Source organism: Streptomyces rectiviolaceus, assembly GCF_039533825.1.
GTDB lineage: Bacteria > Actinomycetota > Actinomycetes > Streptomycetales > Streptomycetaceae > Streptomyces > Streptomyces rectiviolaceus.
The window spans coordinates 1-16141 of sequence record NZ_BAAAUG010000119.1 but is presented as its reverse complement, the minus strand read 5'-3'; the positions used below and the strand labels follow the sequence as shown (position 1 = coordinate 16141).

General features: G+C 68.8%; 18 protein-coding genes and 1 riboswitch. Of the genes, 14 read left to right on the top strand and 4 right to left on the bottom strand.

The genetic code is table 11. The annotated features are described in order from the left end of the window. Nucleotides 1-691 (top strand): RDD family protein (locus ABD378_RS29755; protein ID WP_344525724.1); only part of this gene is annotated, 691 nt, incomplete at its 5' end. 291 nt (nt 692-982) lie between these two features. After that, nucleotides 983-1600 carry an RDD family protein gene (locus tag ABD378_RS29750; RefSeq protein ID WP_344525722.1) on the top strand — a complete coding sequence of 206 codons (618 nt, stop codon included), beginning with the start codon at nt 983-985 and terminating at the stop codon, nt 1598-1600. Nucleotides 1601-1669: 69 nt separating this feature from the next. Here ABD378_RS29750 and ABD378_RS29745 read toward each other — a convergent pair whose 3' ends face one another. Further along, nucleotides 1670-1969, bottom strand: coding sequence for a hypothetical protein (locus tag ABD378_RS29745; protein WP_344525729.1), 300 nt, complete (start codon nt 1967-1969; stop codon nt 1670-1672). 474 nt (nt 1970-2443) lie between these two features. Between ABD378_RS29745 and ABD378_RS29740 the strand changes: the two genes are divergently transcribed. Beyond that, a complete protein-coding gene (locus ABD378_RS29740) occupies nt 2444-4858 on the top strand; it encodes an immune inhibitor A domain-containing protein (protein ID WP_344525720.1) in 2415 nt (804 codons plus the stop codon). A gap of 156 nt (nt 4859-5014) precedes the next feature. Beyond that, a complete protein-coding gene (locus ABD378_RS29735; RefSeq protein WP_344525718.1) occupies nt 5015-5362 on the top strand; it encodes a hypothetical protein in 348 nt (115 codons plus the stop codon). A 167-nt stretch (nt 5363-5529) separates the two neighbouring features. On the opposite strand, the gene ABD378_RS29730 is transcribed toward ABD378_RS29735, so the two are convergent. Continuing rightward, the gene (locus tag ABD378_RS29730; RefSeq protein WP_344525716.1) at nt 5530-6114 is read right to left on the bottom strand and encodes a nicotinamidase; all 585 of its coding nucleotides are present in this window, start codon (nt 6112-6114) and stop codon (nt 5530-5532) included. A gap of 160 nt (nt 6115-6274) precedes the next feature. Next, nucleotides 6275-7603: a nicotinate phosphoribosyltransferase gene (locus tag ABD378_RS29725; RefSeq protein ID WP_344525714.1), complete on the bottom strand. Its 1329-nt coding sequence runs from the start codon at nt 7601-7603 to the stop codon at nt 6275-6277. An 80-nt stretch (nt 7604-7683) separates the two neighbouring features. Here ABD378_RS29725 and clpS point away from each other — a divergent pair, with 80 nt between their 5' ends. The 10 genes from clpS (at nt 7684) to ABD378_RS29675 (ending at nt 15675) form a co-directional block, all read left to right on the top strand. Next, entirely contained in the window at nt 7684-7998 is a 315-nt protein-coding gene (gene clpS / locus ABD378_RS29720) for an ATP-dependent Clp protease adapter ClpS (protein ID WP_344525712.1), read from the top strand. An 11-nt stretch (nt 7999-8009) separates the two neighbouring features. Continuing rightward, on the top strand, nt 8010-8606 hold the full coding sequence (locus tag ABD378_RS29715) for a DUF2017 domain-containing protein (protein ID WP_344525710.1): 597 nt from the start codon (nt 8010-8012) through the stop codon (nt 8604-8606). 351 nt (nt 8607-8957) lie between these two features. Beyond that, complete coding sequence (locus tag ABD378_RS29710) at nt 8958-10430, top strand: amino acid permease (RefSeq protein WP_344525708.1); 1473 nt, start codon at nt 8958-8960, stop codon at nt 10428-10430. A 79-nt stretch (nt 10431-10509) separates the two neighbouring features. Beyond that, on the top strand, nt 10510-10932 hold the full coding sequence (locus ABD378_RS29705; protein ID WP_344525706.1) for a M67 family metallopeptidase: 423 nt from the start codon (nt 10510-10512) through the stop codon (nt 10930-10932). A gap of 1 nt (nt 10933) precedes the next feature. After that, nucleotides 10934-11051: riboswitch (cobalamin riboswitch) on the top strand. 45 nt (nt 11052-11096) lie between these two features. Beyond that, nucleotides 11097-12080: an ABC transporter substrate-binding protein gene (locus tag ABD378_RS29700; RefSeq protein ID WP_344525704.1), complete on the top strand. Its 984-nt coding sequence runs from the start codon at nt 11097-11099 to the stop codon at nt 12078-12080. Nucleotides 12081-12208: 128 nt separating this feature from the next. Continuing rightward, nucleotides 12209-13321 carry a FecCD family ABC transporter permease gene (locus ABD378_RS29695; RefSeq protein WP_425583887.1) on the top strand — a complete coding sequence of 371 codons (1113 nt, stop codon included), beginning with the start codon at nt 12209-12211 and terminating at the stop codon, nt 13319-13321. Next, complete coding sequence (locus ABD378_RS29690; protein WP_344525702.1) at nt 13318-14118, top strand: ABC transporter ATP-binding protein; 801 nt, start codon at nt 13318-13320, stop codon at nt 14116-14118. The genes ABD378_RS29695 and ABD378_RS29690 overlap by 4 nt, the downstream gene beginning before the upstream one ends. Nucleotides 14119-14187: 69 nt before the next feature. After that, nucleotides 14188-14289 (top strand): putative leader peptide, encoded by a 102-nt coding sequence (locus ABD378_RS29685; protein WP_336605789.1) that lies wholly within the window; start codon nt 14188-14190, stop codon nt 14287-14289. A gap of 138 nt (nt 14290-14427) precedes the next feature. Continuing rightward, a complete protein-coding gene (locus ABD378_RS29680) occupies nt 14428-14715 on the top strand; it encodes a MoaD/ThiS family protein (protein ID WP_344525700.1) in 288 nt (95 codons plus the stop codon). 6 nt (nt 14716-14721) lie between these two features. Further along, the gene (locus ABD378_RS29675) at nt 14722-15675 is read left to right on the top strand and encodes a PLP-dependent cysteine synthase family protein (RefSeq protein WP_344525698.1); all 954 of its coding nucleotides are present in this window, start codon (nt 14722-14724) and stop codon (nt 15673-15675) included. 95 nt (nt 15676-15770) lie between these two features. On the opposite strand, the gene ABD378_RS29670 is transcribed toward ABD378_RS29675, so the two are convergent. Continuing rightward, a partial coding sequence (locus ABD378_RS29670) for a type II toxin-antitoxin system PemK/MazF family toxin (RefSeq protein WP_344525696.1) occupies nt 15771-16141 on the bottom strand: 371 nt, incomplete at its 5' end.

The following is a 16141-nucleotide window of genomic DNA, read 5'->3' as shown; positions in this document are numbered from 1 at the left end:
GCCCGCCCCCGCTCAGCCGACCGTTCCGCAGCAGGGCGGTGCGCCGGGTGGCGCGGCCTCGCCCGTGACCTCGGGGCCCGGCGGCGGCTCACCCTCGTGGGCGCAGCAGGTGCACCAGCTCGCCGAGGGGGACGGGCAGCAGCCGCCCGTCGTGCCGTGGAAGCCGGTGGCCAACGACCCGTTCCTGGCGATGGCGCAGAACCAGGCGGCGGGGCGCCCCGCCGGGCTCGGCAAGCGGTTCGCGGCGCGGCTCATCGACACGGTCGTCCTCGCGGCCGTGACGGGGGCCGCGGCTCTGCCGCTCGGCACGAAGGCCGCCGATCACGTCGACAGCAAGATCGACGCGGCGAAGATGTCCGGCGAGAAGGTCACCGTGTGGCTGCTCGACGGCACTACGGCGGGGTACCTGGGGATGGTCCTGGGCGTACTGCTCCTCTTCGGGGTCCTCTACGAGGTGCTGCCCACGGCCAAGTGGGGGCGGACGCTGGGCAAGAAGGTTCTTGGACTCCAGGTGCGGGACATGGAGGAGCACGAGACGCCGTCTTTCGGGTCGGCGCTGAAGCGGTGGCTCGTCTATGTGGTGCCGGGGGTCCTGGTGATCGGGGTCGTCGGCGTGCTGTGGGGTCTGATCGACCGCCCGTGGCGCCAGTGCTGGCACGACAAGGCTGCGGGAACGTTTGTGGCGGGCTAGTTTTTTCCTTTTCCCCAACCCCGCCCCTTCCCGAAAACCCGCTCGGGCGCGGGGGCCTTGGTTGCCCTCATCACCGGCTCCGCCGAGTTCGTCCTCAAACGCCGGACGGGCTGGATTTCCAGCCCGTCCGGCGTTTGAGGACATCTTGTCCGGGGTCTGGGGCGGAGCCCCAGGTAGGCCCGGGGCGCAGGCACGGTTTTCGGGAAGGGGCGGGGTTGGGGAAGGAAACCCCTTAACCCAGACAGCCGCTCGCCGGATGCGAACCCCACCCCCACGCGGTCGACTCGCCCCATGAGTACCGAACCGCCGCAATACCCGCCGCCCCCCGACGACGACCCCTTCAAGAAGCAGCCCCCGCCGCCCCCGCCACCCCCGCCGTACGGCGGAAGCGGAGGCGGAGGCGGAGACCCCTACGGCGGAGGCGGAGGGCCGTACGGCGGAGGGAACGACCCCCTCGCCGGCATGCCACCCCTGGCGGACAGCGGTAAACGCGTACTCGCCCGCATCCTCGACATGATCCTCGTCGGCGTGGTCGTCTGGCTGCTCTCCTGGGGCTTCGGCACGAACGAGTTCGACGTCGACCCGGACAAGGTCGAGTACGGAAAGAGCTTCGGGCAGTCCCTGCTCGCCGCCGTGCTCTACATCGCGTACGACAGTTTCATGATCTCCAGGACGGGCCAGACCCTCGGCAAGAAGTGGCTGGGGCTCAGGGTCGCGAATCTCAATGACGGGGCGACCCCCACCCTGCAGACCGCGCTCGTCCGCGCGGCCGTTCTCTGGCTGCCGTTCGCCTTCTGCTGCGCCTGCATCTGGACGGCGATCTGCGGCGGCTGGAGCTTCTTCGACAAGCCCTACAAGCAGGGCCTGCACGACAAGGCGGCCAAGACGGTGGTGGTCAGCACCGGCTGACGATCCAAAGACCGCTGCTGCTGCGGCGGCGGCAGCAGAGACGGCGGCGTATCCGCGGGCCCGTGATTCCTACGGGCCCGCCGGTTCGCGTACGGACTCGGCGAGGACGGGAGCGGGAGCGGCGGCACGCTGGACCGGAACGCGCTCGTCCGCGGTCCGGGCGGCGGGAGCGACCCGTGCGGCGGGTGAGGCCGCGGGTTGCGGCTGGGGAACCGTCATGGCCACCAGTAATCCGAGGCCGAGCGCGGCGGCGGCTATCACCGCGATCCCGATCCCCGAACTCGTCTGGGAGAGCAGCAACATGGCGAGCGTCGAGAAGACGACGGTCAGCGTGCCGTAGGTGATCTGCGCGGGGGTCGGGCGAGGCAGCGGCATGGGACGAGGCATGGCGTAATCCGTCCTCGGGACAGCGGATGCGGGGGTGGTCGAGCCCAATGTGAAGCTGTATACGAATCAAAGGGTGCCCGGCTGCGGCGACTTGAGAAGTGTCGCCTCGCGCTGTAGCGCACCGTCGATTGACTCTATTCCGCTGCATGCCCGACGGGAACGAGCAGTAAGCGTGACCTAACCCACGGTGCGGCAGCACAGGGGGCGCACGGGTTCATGACGTCCATCAAGTGGACGGTGGGACGCGCCCGTTGACCATGCCCACGGGCGGGCGTACGCGTCCGGATAGCGGACCTCGGGGTCTGCATAGTGCACTTGGCCTGTTCAAGTCAAGGTCTGTCTTTTCTCCCGTATCTCCGGTCGAATGTCGTCACTTGTGACGCGTATCGCGCGCGGACCTCCTCCGACCGGGACCTCGGCCCGCCTCCGCGCGGACGCGGGGGAGGACAGCATCAAGTGACAGTCAGAAGACGGACGTTCAGAGCCACCGCGGCTGCCGTGGCGATGGCCGCGGCAGCCGCCACGTTCTCGGCAGCCACCGCATCGGCCGAGGACAACGGGCCGACCGGAGCTCCCGCCATCGACCGGCAGGACCCGAGCAGGGCCAAGGCGCAGGCCGACCACGACCTCGACGGGCCCTTCAGCAAGCAGCAGGCCCAGCAGCGCAAGGCGGCGCTTCAGCAGGTCGTCGCGGGCGACGCCAAGGTCCAGAAGCGCGGCGGCTCCCAGGTCGTGAAGCTCGACGACAAGAAGTACGTCGAGCTGGGCCGGGAGAAGACCGACAAGATCTTCACGATCCTGGTGGAGTTCGGGGACAAGGTGGACGACACCACCATGTACGACCCCGACGGTCCGGAAGGCCCCGAGGCGCCGGTCAAGAAGTACGGCGGCAAGGCAGGACCGGCGCACAACAAAATAGCCCAGCCGGACCGTGCGAAGGACAACAGCACGGCCTGGCAGAAGGACTACAACCAGAAGCACTTCCAGGACCTCTACTTCGGTGAGGGCAAGGACGCCAAGGGCAAGACCAAGCACTCCCTGAAGACCTACTACGAGAAGACCTCCTCCGGCCGCTACTCGGTCGACGGCGAGGTCTCCGACTGGGTCAAGGTCGACTACAACGAAGCGCGGTACGGCTCCAATTACTGCGGCGACACCAACTGCGCCAACGTCTGGGACGCGGTGAAGGACGGCGTCACCGCCTGGACCAAGGACCAGAAGGCCCAGGGCCGCACGGACGCCCAGATCAAGGCGGACCTCGCCAAGTACGACCTCTGGGACCGCTACGACTTCGACGGCGACGGCGACTTCAACGAGCCCGACGGGTACATCGACCACTTCCAGGTCGTCCACGCGGGCGAGGACGAGTCGGCCGGCGGCGGCGCCGAGGGCACCAACGCCCTGTGGGCGCACCGCTGGTACGCGTACGGAAGCGATGCGGGCAAGACCGGTCCCGGCGAGAACAAGGCGGGCGGCACGCAGATCGGCGACTCGGGCATCTGGGTCGGCGACTACACGATGCAGCCCGAGAACGGCGGCCTCGGCGTCTTCGCGCACGAGTACGGCCATGACCTCGGCCTGCCCGACCTGTACGACACCACGGGCAAGGGCGAGAACTCGGTCGGCTTCTGGTCGCTGATGTCGGCCGGTTCGTGGCTCGGCACGGGCAAGGACGCCATCGGTGACCTGCCCGGCGACATGACCGCCTGGGACAAGTTCCAGCTGGGCTGGCTCGACTACGCCAAGGCCAAGGCCGCGACGACGTCCGAGCACAAGCTGGGCGTCTCCGAGTACAACACCCGGCACCGCCAGGCGCTCGTCGTCGACCTCCCGAAGAAGGCCGTCACCACCACGGTGACCAAGCCCACCGAGGGCTCCAAGCAGTGGTGGAGCGACCAGGGCGACGACCTCAAGAACACCCTGACGCGCTCGGTCGACCTGACCGGCAAGTCCAAGTCCGAGCTCACGCTGGACGGTTGGTGGGACATCGAGGCCAACTACGACTACCTCTACACCGAGGTGTCGACGGACGGCGGCGCCAACTGGACGCCGGTGGACGGCACCGCGGACGGCAAGCCCATCCCGCGCGACGCCGGTGACAAGCCCGCGTTGACCGGTGCCTCGGGTGCGTACAAGAAGCTCGCGTTCCCGCTCGACGCGTACGCGGGCAAGAAGATCGACGTCCGTTTCCGGTACTCCACGGACGGCGGCGCGGGCGGCAAGGGCTTCGCGGCCGACGCCCTCGCGGTCACCGCGGACGGCGCCAAGGTCTTCGAGGACGGCGCCGAGGGCGACGACAACGGCTGGACGGCGAAGGGCTTTTCGCGCATCGGTGAGTCCTTCACCAAGAAGTACGACCAGTACTACCTCGCCGAGAACCGGCAGTACGTGTCGTACGACAAGACCCTGAAGGTCGGCCCGTACAACTTCGGCTTCTCGAAGTCGCGTCCGGACTGGGTCGAGCACTACGCGTACCAGACCGGCCTCATGGTCTGGCAGTGGGACACCTCGCAGAAGGACAACAACACCAGCGCCCACCCGGGTGAGGGTCTGATCCTTCCGGTGGACGCGCACGCCAAGCCGCTCAAGTGGGCGGACGGCACGCTGCTGCGCAACAAGATCCAGCCGTTCGACGCGCCCTTCAGCAAGTTCGCGACGGACAAGTTCACGCTCCACAACGCGGACGTCGCGCTGAAGATCAAGTCCCAGAAGGGTGTCCCGGTCTTCGACGACCACAAGGGCACCTACTGGTTCAAGGAGAACGGCACGGGAAGTGTCAAGGTCACTGACACCAACACCCAGATCAAGATCATCAAGCAGCCGAAGGATGGCTCCTCGATCACGGTCCAGGTGGGTCCCTCTAAGAAGTAATTAGCGTTTCCGCAGGTCAAGCCATGATCGGCCGTCGCCCTCTAGCGGGCGGCGGCCGATCGTGTTTAGGTGCGTCCTGTGGATTTCTTATTGACACGGGGTCCGGCTGTATCGGACCTGGGCCCCGTGCGACGTCTCACGGGGGTGTGACCAGCCATGTCCGCAGGAGGTTTCAGCAAGCTGCCGAACGGCAGCGTGGTGGTGGCCTTGACCCTGCCGAGCCCTTTCGCGGGCTGCGGCAATGTCCGGATGATCGTCCACGCGGTGAACCGCGCGAGGGCGCTGACGCGCCTGCGGAACCTCGGCATGCGCGCCGTGTATCTGCGGGGCAACGCGGAGCCGCCTACGCCGGACGAGATCACGGCGGTGCTTCATCACCCGGATGGGCTGATATGGCGTACGGCGCCGGACGCTGCCGCTGAGCTTTGGCATCCCATCAGGGCCCTGAAGCGGCAGAGACCTGGCGGTCGGCCTGAGGCCAGTCCCAGCCCTTCGGGCGTGTGAGGGGCGGCTCTGCCCGGGGCTGGGCCTGGCCTGGGCTGGGCTGGGCATGCGAGATTACCTGCGGGCCCGGTGGGGGCTTGTCGCGCAGTTCCTCGCGCCCCTTACGGGGGCCGGTCGCGCCCCGCGGCGGAGCCGCACGTGTTGCAGCCTCGCGCCCCTTACAGGGCTCAGACCACCGGCTTGCCCGTTAGCTCCACGCCCGCCGTTCGCAGCTCCTCCAGGGCCCGCTCGGTGCTTTCCTTGGAGACGCCGGCGGTCAGGTCGAGCAGGACGACCGTGGTGAACCCCTCCCGCACCGCGTCGAGCGCGGTGGCGCGCACGCAGTGGTCCGTGGCGATGCCCACCACGTCCACCTCGGTGATCTTGCGGGCCCGCAGCCAGTCCGCCAGCGGGACGTCGTTCTCGTCGGTGCCCTCGAAGCCGCTGTAGGCGGCCGAGTAGGCCCCCTTGTCGAAGACCGCGTCGATCGCCCCGGACGCGACGACCGGCGCGAAGTTCGGATGGAACCCGGTCCCCTCAGTCCCCGCCACACAGTGCGGCGGCCAGGAGCGCACGAAGTCCGGGTGGTCGGAGAAGTGGTCGCCCGGCTCGATGTGGTGATCGCGGGTGGCCACCACGTGCCGGTAGCCGGCCGGAGCCTGGCCGATCAGCTCGGTGATCGCGGCGGCCACGTCCGATCCCCCCGCGACCGCGAGGCTGCCGCCCTCGCAGAAGTCGTTCTGCACATCGACGACGATCAGAGCGCGGCGCATCGGGTGTCCTTCGGCTCGGCAAGACTCGTAGGCGTTGGGGGAGGGAGAGGGGACTCGGCCGGATGAACCGAGCGTAGAGACTTCGGTCGCGTTGCGGGAGAGGGCGTTCGAACGCCCTGCCCTTCGCTCCGGCGCACGAAGCGGGTGGGGTTCACCGGCATCAGACGTACTCCGTCGGAATGACCGCCTCGCCCTTCGACAGCTGCGTGGCAGACAGCGGGAGCCGCTCCCGTGCCGCCGCGTGCCGGTCGCGCACGGTGTCGAGCGGCTCGCGCGCCACCACCTCGCCGCCCTTGACCAGCTCGACGAGGAGCTGGTGGTCGGCGAGCTCCACCGGCACCGCACCCGTGCCGATCACCTCGGTCTCGGCGACCCCGTGCTCGTCGGGCCGCCGCGCGGCCCACTTGCGGCCGCCCACCGACGACTTGGCGCCCAGGGACTTCTTGGCCACCGGCTCCAGCGGAGCCTTCGGGTCCGCCGAGTGGGCGCGGGCCACCAGCTTGTAGACCATCGAGCAGGTCGGGTGCCCGGACCCGGTGACGAGCTGTGTGCCGACGCCGTACGCGTCCACCGGCGCCGCAGCAAGCGAGGCGATGGCGTACTCGTCGAGGTCGGAGGTCACGACGATCTTCGTCTTCGTGGCGCCGAGCTCGTCGAGCTGCTGGCGCACCCGGTGCGCGACCAGGAGCAGGTCACCGGAGTCGATGCGCACGGCGCCGAGCTCGGGCCCCGCGACCTCGACGGCGGTACGGACGGCCTCGGTCACGTCGTACGTGTCCACGAGGAGGGTGGTGCCGGGGCCCAGGGAATCCACCTGGGCCTGGAACGCGTCGCGTTCGTTGTCGTGCAGAAGGGTGAAGGCGTGGGCCGACGTGCCGACCGTGGGGATGTCGTAGCGGAAGCCGGCCGCCAGGTCGGACGTGGTGGCGAAGCCGCCGACATACGCGGCGCGCGAGGCGGCGACGGCCGCGAGCTCGTGCGTACGCCGTGCGCCCATCTCGATCAGCGGGCGCTCACCGGCGGCCGATGCCATCCGGGACGCGGCGGCCGCGATCGCCGAGTCGTGGTTGAGGATGGAGAGGATGACCGTCTCCAGGAGCACGCACTCCGCGAAGGAGCCCTCGACACGCAGGATGGGCGAGCCGGGGAAGTAGACCTCGCCCTCCGGATAGCCCCAGATGTCGCCGCTGAAGCGGTAGGAGGAGAGCCACTGGAGTGTTTCCTCGTCGACGACACGGCGGTCGCGCAGGAATCCGATGACGTCGGCGTCGAAGCGGAAGTTCTCGACGGCGTCCAGGACCCGGCCGGTTCCGGCCACCACTCCATAGCGGCGCCCCTCGGGCAGTCTGCGCGTGAAGACCTCGAAGACGGAGCGCCGATCGGCGGTGCCGGCCTTCAGCGCGGCCTGCAGCATCGTGAGCTCGTAGTGATCCGTGAAGAGCGCTGTCGACGGAACATCCACCGGCAGCCCAAGGTCCGCTGTGTTCATATGAAGGATGCTACCCCGCATCTCGTCACTCTGACGATTTCGTGAGCCCATTTGTGCGAGGGCCCCCTACGGGTGGCAGCATGGGACAAGTGAGTACGGCTCCCGCAGAGATCACCCGCCCGGAATCGGACGAAGAGACCTTCGCCGTCCCGGAGCCCGACGTCCCCTGGATCACGCTCGTCCACAACGACCCGGTCAATTTGATGAGTTACGTGACCTATGTGTTCCAGTCCTACTTCGGGTACTCGAAGGAGAAGGCCACGAAGCTCATGAAGGACGTGCACCACAAGGGCCGCGCGGTCGTCTCCACCGGCTCCCGCGAGGAGATGGAGCGCGACGTACAGGCCATGCACGGATACGGGCTGTGGGCCACCCTCCAGCAGGACCGGAAGTAGCGACGCATCTGATGCCAGGACAATTCGAAGCCATTCCCGGGGGCGGCGCGGCCGTCGCGCTCGACGAGGTCGAGATCTCGATCATCCGGTCCCTCGCCGTGCAGCTCCTGGAGCTGATCGGTCCGGGCCCGGCCGAGGACGCCTCCGACGACCCCCTCGCTGAGCTGTTCGCGGAGGGCCCGAGCGAGCCGCCCACCGACCCGGTTCTCCAGCGGCTCCTGCCGGACGCTTACGGCGGCCCCGGCAGTGAGAAGGCCGATGAGGACGAACTGCGCGCGTACTCATCGGAGTTCAGGCGCTTCACCGAGAACGACCTGCGGGCCAAGAAGCGTGACGACGCCCTGGTGGTGATCCGCTGCCTGGACGCCACGACGTCCAAGGGTGAGGGCGGCGCCGTCCTGAAGCTGACCGCCGACGAGTCGCGGCACTGGCTCGGCGCGCTCAACGACCTCCGCCTCGCGATCGGCGCGCGCCTCGAGGTGACCGACGAGGACGACACGGACCTGCTCTACCAGCTGCCGGACTCCGACCCGCGCAAGCCGATGGTGATGGCCTACCTCTGGCTCGGCGGGCTGCAGGAGACGCTCGTCGGCACGCTCATCGGTTAGAAGTCACACCGGGGTCCGCGCAAAGTCGTTGTATCTAGCAGCGGTTACCCTCTGTTCGCTCATCGGACGCTCAAATCCGGATAACGATCGCGTCACTTCAGTGCCCTTCTTTGACGCGCCGAGGGAATTTTGTCCGGTTCTTCTCGTGGCGTGGGCCACACGTGGCTGAGCCGATCACTCTTGCGGCCGTGATAAATCTTCACGACCACTCGGTGACGCCACCCATGTCACCGATGGCGCTCGGTCCGGCAGACCGCCGGTAGCACTCCATCCATATCCGGGGGGATCAGGACCTGATCCGTGGCCATACGCAGACTGCGGGCACGGATCAGCGTGGAGAAAGGCGTCACCATGACCTCAGTGCAGGTCGAAGAGCATCACGACGGCAATGAGGCCGACGGAGCGGGCGGTTCGTCCGGTTCGTCAGGCGAGGGTTATCAGCGCGGGCTCGGAGCCCGGCAGATCCAGATGATCGCGATCGGCGGTGCCATCGGCACCGGCCTGTTCCTCGGCGCGGGCAAGGCCATCCACAAGGCCGGTCCGAGCCTCATCCTGGCGTACGCCATCGCCGGCCTTGTCATCTTCTTCATCATGCGCGCCCTGGGCGAGCTGCTCATGTACCGCGCCGTCTCGGGCTCCTTCTCGGAGTACGCGCGCGAGTTCATCGGCCCGTTCTTCGGATACGTGACCGGCTGGACGTACTGGCTCTTCTGGGTCGTCACCGGCATCACGGAAGTCACGGCCGCGGCCCAGTACATGCAGTACTGGACACACGGCTCCATCCCACAATGGGCGTACGCGCTGATCTTCACGGTCATCCTGTACGGAGCCAACCTGATCTCCGTGAAGCTCTTCGGTGAGCTCGAGTTCTGGTTCTCGATGGTCAAGGTCACCGCGATCATCGGCATGATCCTCATCTGCGCCGGCATCCTCACCATCGGCTTCTCCGACGCCGGTGACACCGCTTCCGTCTCCCACCTGTGGGACCAGGGCGGCTTCTTCCCGAACGGCATCGGCTCCACGCTGATGACGCTGCAGATCGTGATGTTCGCCTTCCTCGCCGTCGAGCTGGTCGGCGTCACCGCGGGCGAGTCCAAGGACCCGAAGACCGTCCTGCCCAAGGCCATCAACACCGTGCCGTGGCGCATCGCCGTCTTCTACGTCGGCGCGCTCATCATGATCCTCTCGGTCGTCCCGTGGACGGAGTTCGTGCCGGGCGTCTCGCCGTTCGTCGCCGCCTTCGACAAGATGGGCCTCGGCGTCGGCGCCGCGATCGTCAACTTCGTCGTCCTGACGGCCGCGCTCTCCTCCTGCAACTCCGGCATGTACTCCACCGGCCGCATGCTGCGCGACCTGGCGCTGAACGGCCAGGGCCCGAAGTTCTTCACCAAGCTGACGAAGAACGGCCTGCCGCTCGTCGGCACCACCTTCTCGGCCGCGCTGATGCTGGTCGGCGTCTGGATCAACTACCAGTGGCCGGGCGAGGCGTTCAACTACGTCGTCTCCTTCGCGACCATCTCCGGCATGTGGGCCTGGATCATGATCCTGGTCTGCCAGATCAAGTACCGCCGCAAGGCCGACCGCGGCGAGCTGCCGCAGTCCACCTTCCGGGCGCCGGGCGCTCCGTACACGAGTTGGTTCGCCCTCGCCTTCATCGCGATGGTCATCGTGATGATGGGCGTCGACAAGGACGCGCGGATCTCGCTGTACGCGGCTCCGGTCTGGGCCCTGATCCTCGGCGTCGGCTACCTGATCATGCAGAAGCGTGGCGCGCAGCCGACGGGTGGCGGCGAGGCGGGACCGAAGGACGCGGTCAAGTCCTGATCACCACCTGATCCCAGCATGTGGGCCCGTTCGTACCACCCTTCGGTACGGGCGGGCCCTTCTGCTTATCCTGGCTGCCATGCTGACCCTGACCCAGGCCCTCCACGACCAGATCGTCGCGCACGCGCGCCAGGACCACCCCGACGAGGCCTGCGGTGTGGTCGCGGGCCCGGAGGGCACCGGCCGTCCGGAACGCTTCATCCCGATGCTGAACGCGGCCCGCTCGCCCACGTTCTACGAGTTCGACTCGACCGACCTCCTCAAGCTCTACCGCGAGATGGACGACCGCGACGAGGAGCCGGTGATCGTCTACCACTCGCACACCGCGACCGAGGCGTACCCCTCGCGCACGGACATCACGTACGCCAACGAGCCGGGCGCCCACTACGTCCTGGTCTCCACGGCCGACACCGACGACGCCGGCGACTTCCAGTTCCGCTCCTTCCGGATCGTGGACGGCGAGGTCGCCGAAGAAGAGGTGAAGGTCGTCCAGGCATACTGAGCCCCACCTTGAGGCGGCAGGACCCAGGAAGCCGGTGCGAATCCGGCACGGTCCCGCCACTGTGACCCCACCCTTCGCGGGCGGGGCAGTCAGGAACTGACCTGCCGCCTTCTTCTCCCACGACGCAGGGGACGCGGAAATCCCCTGGAGGAGGCAGCTCAGCCATGTCCCGCCCCATACGCACCCGCACGCGCCTGCGCGTGCTCACAGCCGCGGCCCTGCTGGTCCCGCTCGCCGCGTGTTCGTCCTCCGGCGACGCGGAGTCGAAGCCGTCCTCCAAGACCCCCGGCTTCCCGTACACGGTCACGAACTGCGGTGTGAAGACGACGTACGAAGAACCCCCGAAGCGCGCCGTGACGATGAACCAGCACGCGACGGAAGTGATGCTGGAGCTGGGCCTCAAGGACCGCATCGCGGGCACGGCCTACCTGGACGACAAGGTCCTGTCGAAGTACGCGAAGGCGTACGCGGACACCCCCGTCCTCGCCAAGGAATACCCCTCCTACGAGAAGCTCCTGGCCGCCAACCCCGACTTCGTCTACGGCGGCTACGCGAGCGCCTTCCAGGCGGGCGAGGGCCGCAGCCGCGGGGCCCTGGCGAAGTCCGGCGTCGAGAGCCGCCTCAACGTCGAGGGCTGTGCGAAGCGGGCGGTGTCGATGGACGACGTCTACAAGGAGGTCCGGGAGGTCGGCAGCACCTTCGGAGTGCGCCCGCGGGCGGACAAGTGGGTGGGCGCGGCCAAGCGCGAACTGGCCGAGACGGAAGCGAGGTCGAGGTCGAAGTCGAAGAAGCCCGTCCCGGCCTTCGTCTACGACAGCGGCGACAAGACAGCCTTCACGGCGGGCGGCCGGGGCATCGGCAACGACATCATCGAGCGGGCGGGCGGCCGCAATGTCTTCGCCGACCTGGACAAGGCCTTCGGCGACGCCTCCTGGGAGTCGGTGGTCGACCGCAACCCCGAGGTGATCGTGATCCTCGACTACGGCGGCACGACGGTCGCCCAGAAGAAGAAGCGCCTCCTGGACGACCCGGTCCTGGCGAACGTCCCCGCCATCAAGCACAAGCGCTTCGCGGTACTGCCGCTGTCGGACGCGGTGGTGGGGGTGCGGGCACCGGGGGCGGTGAAGAAGCTGGCGGACCAGCTATGAGGGGGCTTTTCCAGCCGGGAAGACGACTGCGTCCGGCTGAGCCGGAGCTTTGCGCACCGTCATCACCGGCTTCGCCGAGTTCGTCCTCAAACGCCGGACGGGCTGATTTGTTTCAGCCCCTCCGGCGTTTGAGGAGCGGGGTCTGGGGCGGAGCCCCAGTTTCGGGAAGGGGCGGGATTGGGGAGAGCCCCGCCAGGGTCACACCGCCCCGCAGACGACTGGGCTACGCGACAGTCATCGCGGCGCTCCTCGCGGCCCTCGCGGCAGCGGTCGTAGCGGGCCTCGCCCTGGGCTCCGTCCGGATCCCCCCGGCCGACGTACTGAAGATCCTGACGGGCGGCGCGGACCCCTCCCCGTTCCGCACGATCGTGCTGGACGTCCGCCTACCCCGGGTCCTGCTCGGCGCAGCCGTAGGCGCCGGCCTAGCCGTCATCGGCACCGTCCTCCAGGCCCTGGTGAGAAACCCCCTGGCCGACCCCTTCCTCCTCGGCGTCTCCTCCGGAGCCTCCGCGGGAGCCGTCGCCGTCATCGTCATCGGCAGCGTCTTCGGCCTGGGCGCGGGCCTGGCCACCACCGTCACCATCCCGGCCGCGGCCTTCGCCGGCGCCCTGCTCTCGCTGCTCGTCGTCTACACCCTGGCAAGGTCCGGCGGCGGCGGCTTCGCCACCGGCCGCCTGATCCTGGCCGGAGTGGCCGTCTCGTACATCCTCTCCGCCCTGACCAGCCTGATCCTGATCATGGCCGACAGCGCGGACCACCTGAAGGAAGTCCTGTACTGGACGCTCGGCGGCCTCGGCAGCGCCCGCTGGGACATGCTCGCCCTGCCCGGCATCGCACTCGTCGCGGGCACGGCGCTGCTCGTCGCCCTGGCACGGCCGCTCGACCTGCTCCTGGTGGGAGAGGAGGGTGCCACCGTCCTCGGCCTGGACACCGCCCGCTTCCGCGCCGCCGTCTTCGTCCTCGCCTCGCTCCTGACCGGCGTACTCGTCGCGTACAGCGGAGCCATCGGCTTCGTCGGCCTGATGGTGCCGCACGCGGCCCGGATGCTCGTCGGCGCCGCGCACCGGGCGCTCCTGCCTGTGGTGGCCCTGATGGGCGCGGTGTTCCTGGTGGCCGCCGACCTCGCCGCGCGCACGGTCGCGGCGCCGCAGGACATCCCGGTCGGTGTCCTGACGGCGCTGACGGGCGGCCCGTTCTTCCTCTGGATGCTGCGAAGGAACCGTACGGAGGCGACCGCATGAGCAACCCGGCAGTCCTGAGCACCGAGTCCCTCTCCTACCGCGTGGGCGGGGAGAGCGGAAAGAGCGGCAAGACCCTCGTCGACGACGTCACCCTGCACGCCGCCCAGGGCGAGACCATCGGCCTCGTCGGCCCCAACGGCAGCGGCAAGACCACCCTCCTGCGCTGCGTCTACGGCACCCTCACCCCCACCGGCGGGCGCGTTCTCCTGGACGGCGACGACCTCGCCGCCCGCTCGGCCAAGGACCGTGCCCGCCGCATCGCCACGGTCCCGCAGGACGGGCACACCGGCTTCGAGCTCACCGTCCGGCAGATCGTCGCCATGGGCCGCTCCCCGCACAAGCGCTTCTGGGAGGCGGACACGGCGGAGGACGAGAGGCTGGTCCTTGCGGCCCTGGAGCGGGTCGGCGCTGACGGCCTCGCGCACCGCGTCTTCGCCGGGCTCTCCGGCGGTGAGCGCCAGCGCGCGCTGGTGGCGAGGGCATTGGTGCAGCAGCCGGGCGTCCTCGTGCTCGACGAACCGACCAACCACCTGGACATCCGCTATCAACTGGAGATCCTTGCCCTGGTCCGCGATCTCGGCACGACGAATCTCCTGGCGCTGCACGACCTCAATCTGGCGGCGTACTACTGCGACCGTCTGTACGTGCTCGACGCGGGCCGCCTCGTCGCGTCTGGCCCCCCGAAGGAGGTCCTGACCAGCGAGCTCCTCGCCGAGGTGTACGGGGTGACGGCAGAGGTCTCGGTGCACCCCGCGACCGGGGCGCCGACGGTCACATATCTCCCGCCATCCACGTGATGGACGTAATCCGTCCACCATGCGAGATCACATTCCAGAACCCGGACCGGGAATCGATACGATGACCGCATGGTTCCCCACGACGTGAGCGACAAGATGCCGGGCATGCTGCTCGTTGCGCGTCTGCACGTCGATTTGTGCAGGCTCTCCAGCGCGATCTGTTCGCGCTGACAGCCGCCGCCGTACGGCCGTGAGCCGCGGCGCCACCCCCGCGTAACGCCTATGCCTACGCACCCGCACTTACGCACTCGCACGACCGGGCCGCCGCGCGCCCACCCACGTGACTTCTCCCGACAGGAGCCCCCAGCCATGGCCATCGAGGTCCGCATCCCGACCATCCTCCGCACCTACACCGACGGCGCCAAGGCCGTCGAGGGCAGCGGGGACACTCTCGCCGAGCTCTTCACCGACCTCGACTCGCGGCACGCGGGCATCGCCGAGCGACTCATCGACCCGGCGAACGACGGCAAGCTGCGCCGCTTCGTGAACGTCTACCTGAACGACGAGGACGTCCGCTTCCTGGACGGCGTCTCCACCAAGCTCACGGACGGCGACAACGTCACGATCCTCCCGGCCGTGGCCGGCGGCATGGTCTGATCGCGGATGCCTCGCTACGACTCCCCGCTGGCGGCCGTGGGCAACACGCCCCTGGTCCGCCTGCCGCGCCTGTCCCCTTCCGGTGACGTCCGCATCTGGGCGAAGCTGGAGGACCGTAACCCGACCGGTTCCATCAAGGACCGCCCGGCGCTGCACATGGTCGAACAGGCGGAGAAGGACGGGCGGTTGACGCCCGGCTGCACGATCCTGGAGCCGACGTCCGGCAATACGGGCATCTCGCTCGCGATGGCGGCCAAGCTCAAGGGCTACCGCATCGTGTGCGTCATGCCGGAGAACACCTCCCAGGAGCGGCGTGAGCTCCTCGCCATGTGGGGCGCGGAGATCATTCCGTCCCCGGCGGCAGGCGGCTCCAACACGGCGGTACGCGTCGCCAAGGAGCTGGCGGCCGAGCACCCGGACTGGGTGATGCTCTACCAGTACGGGAACCCGGACAACGCGGGCGCGCACTACGCGACGACCGGTCCTGAGATCCTCGCGGACCTGCCCTCCGTCACCCACTTCGTGGCGGGCCTCGGCACGACCGGCACTCTCATGGGAGTGGGCCGCTTCCTGCGCGAACAGAAGCCGGACATCAAGATCGTCGCGGCGGAGCCCCGCTACGACGACCTCGTGTACGGCCTGCGGAACCTGGACGAGGGCTTCGTCCCCGAGCTCTACGACGCGTCGGTCCTGACGACCCGCTTCTCGGTCGGCTCGGCGGACGCGGTGACGCGGACCCGTGAGCTGCTCCAGCAGGAGGGCATCTTCGCCGGCGTCTCCACCGGGGCCGCGCTGCACGCGGCGATCGGCGTCGGCAAGAAGGCGGTGGCCGCGGGGGAGTCCGCCGACATCGTCTTCGTGGTGGCGGACGGCGGGTGGAAGTACCTCTCGACGGGCGTCTACACCGCCGAGACGACCGAGGCGGCCATCGAGACGCTGCAGGGTCAACTCTGGGCTTGAGAGCAGACGCAGATCAAACGCCGGACGGGCTGGATGTTCCAGCCCGTCCGGCGTTTGAGGACGAACTCGGCGAAGCCGGTGACTGACGGCGCGCCCTACCCGGCCAGGTACCGCACTTGATCCCACAGCGCCGGATCCACGATCCCCGCCCGCCTGCGGAACTCCCACACCGGCACGTCCCGCAGCTCGTCGGTCTCCAGGAAGCTGGGGCGCCCCCGCGCGTCGCCCACCGACCCGGGCGGCAGCGGGATCACCCCGGCCCGCTCGTCGTGGTACTTGCTGGTGATCTTCGCGACGACCGCGCTGTGCCCCCGCACGGACAGGACGAGGCAGGGCCGGTCCTTGTTGCCGGGCCCGTCCTCGTAGGGCACCTTCGCCCACCAGATCTCCGCGGGCTTGGGCGCGGGCAGCCTGCGCCGCGGGCCCCGTGGCCTGCCCGGCGGCCGGGTGGTCCGGCCGCGGGGTC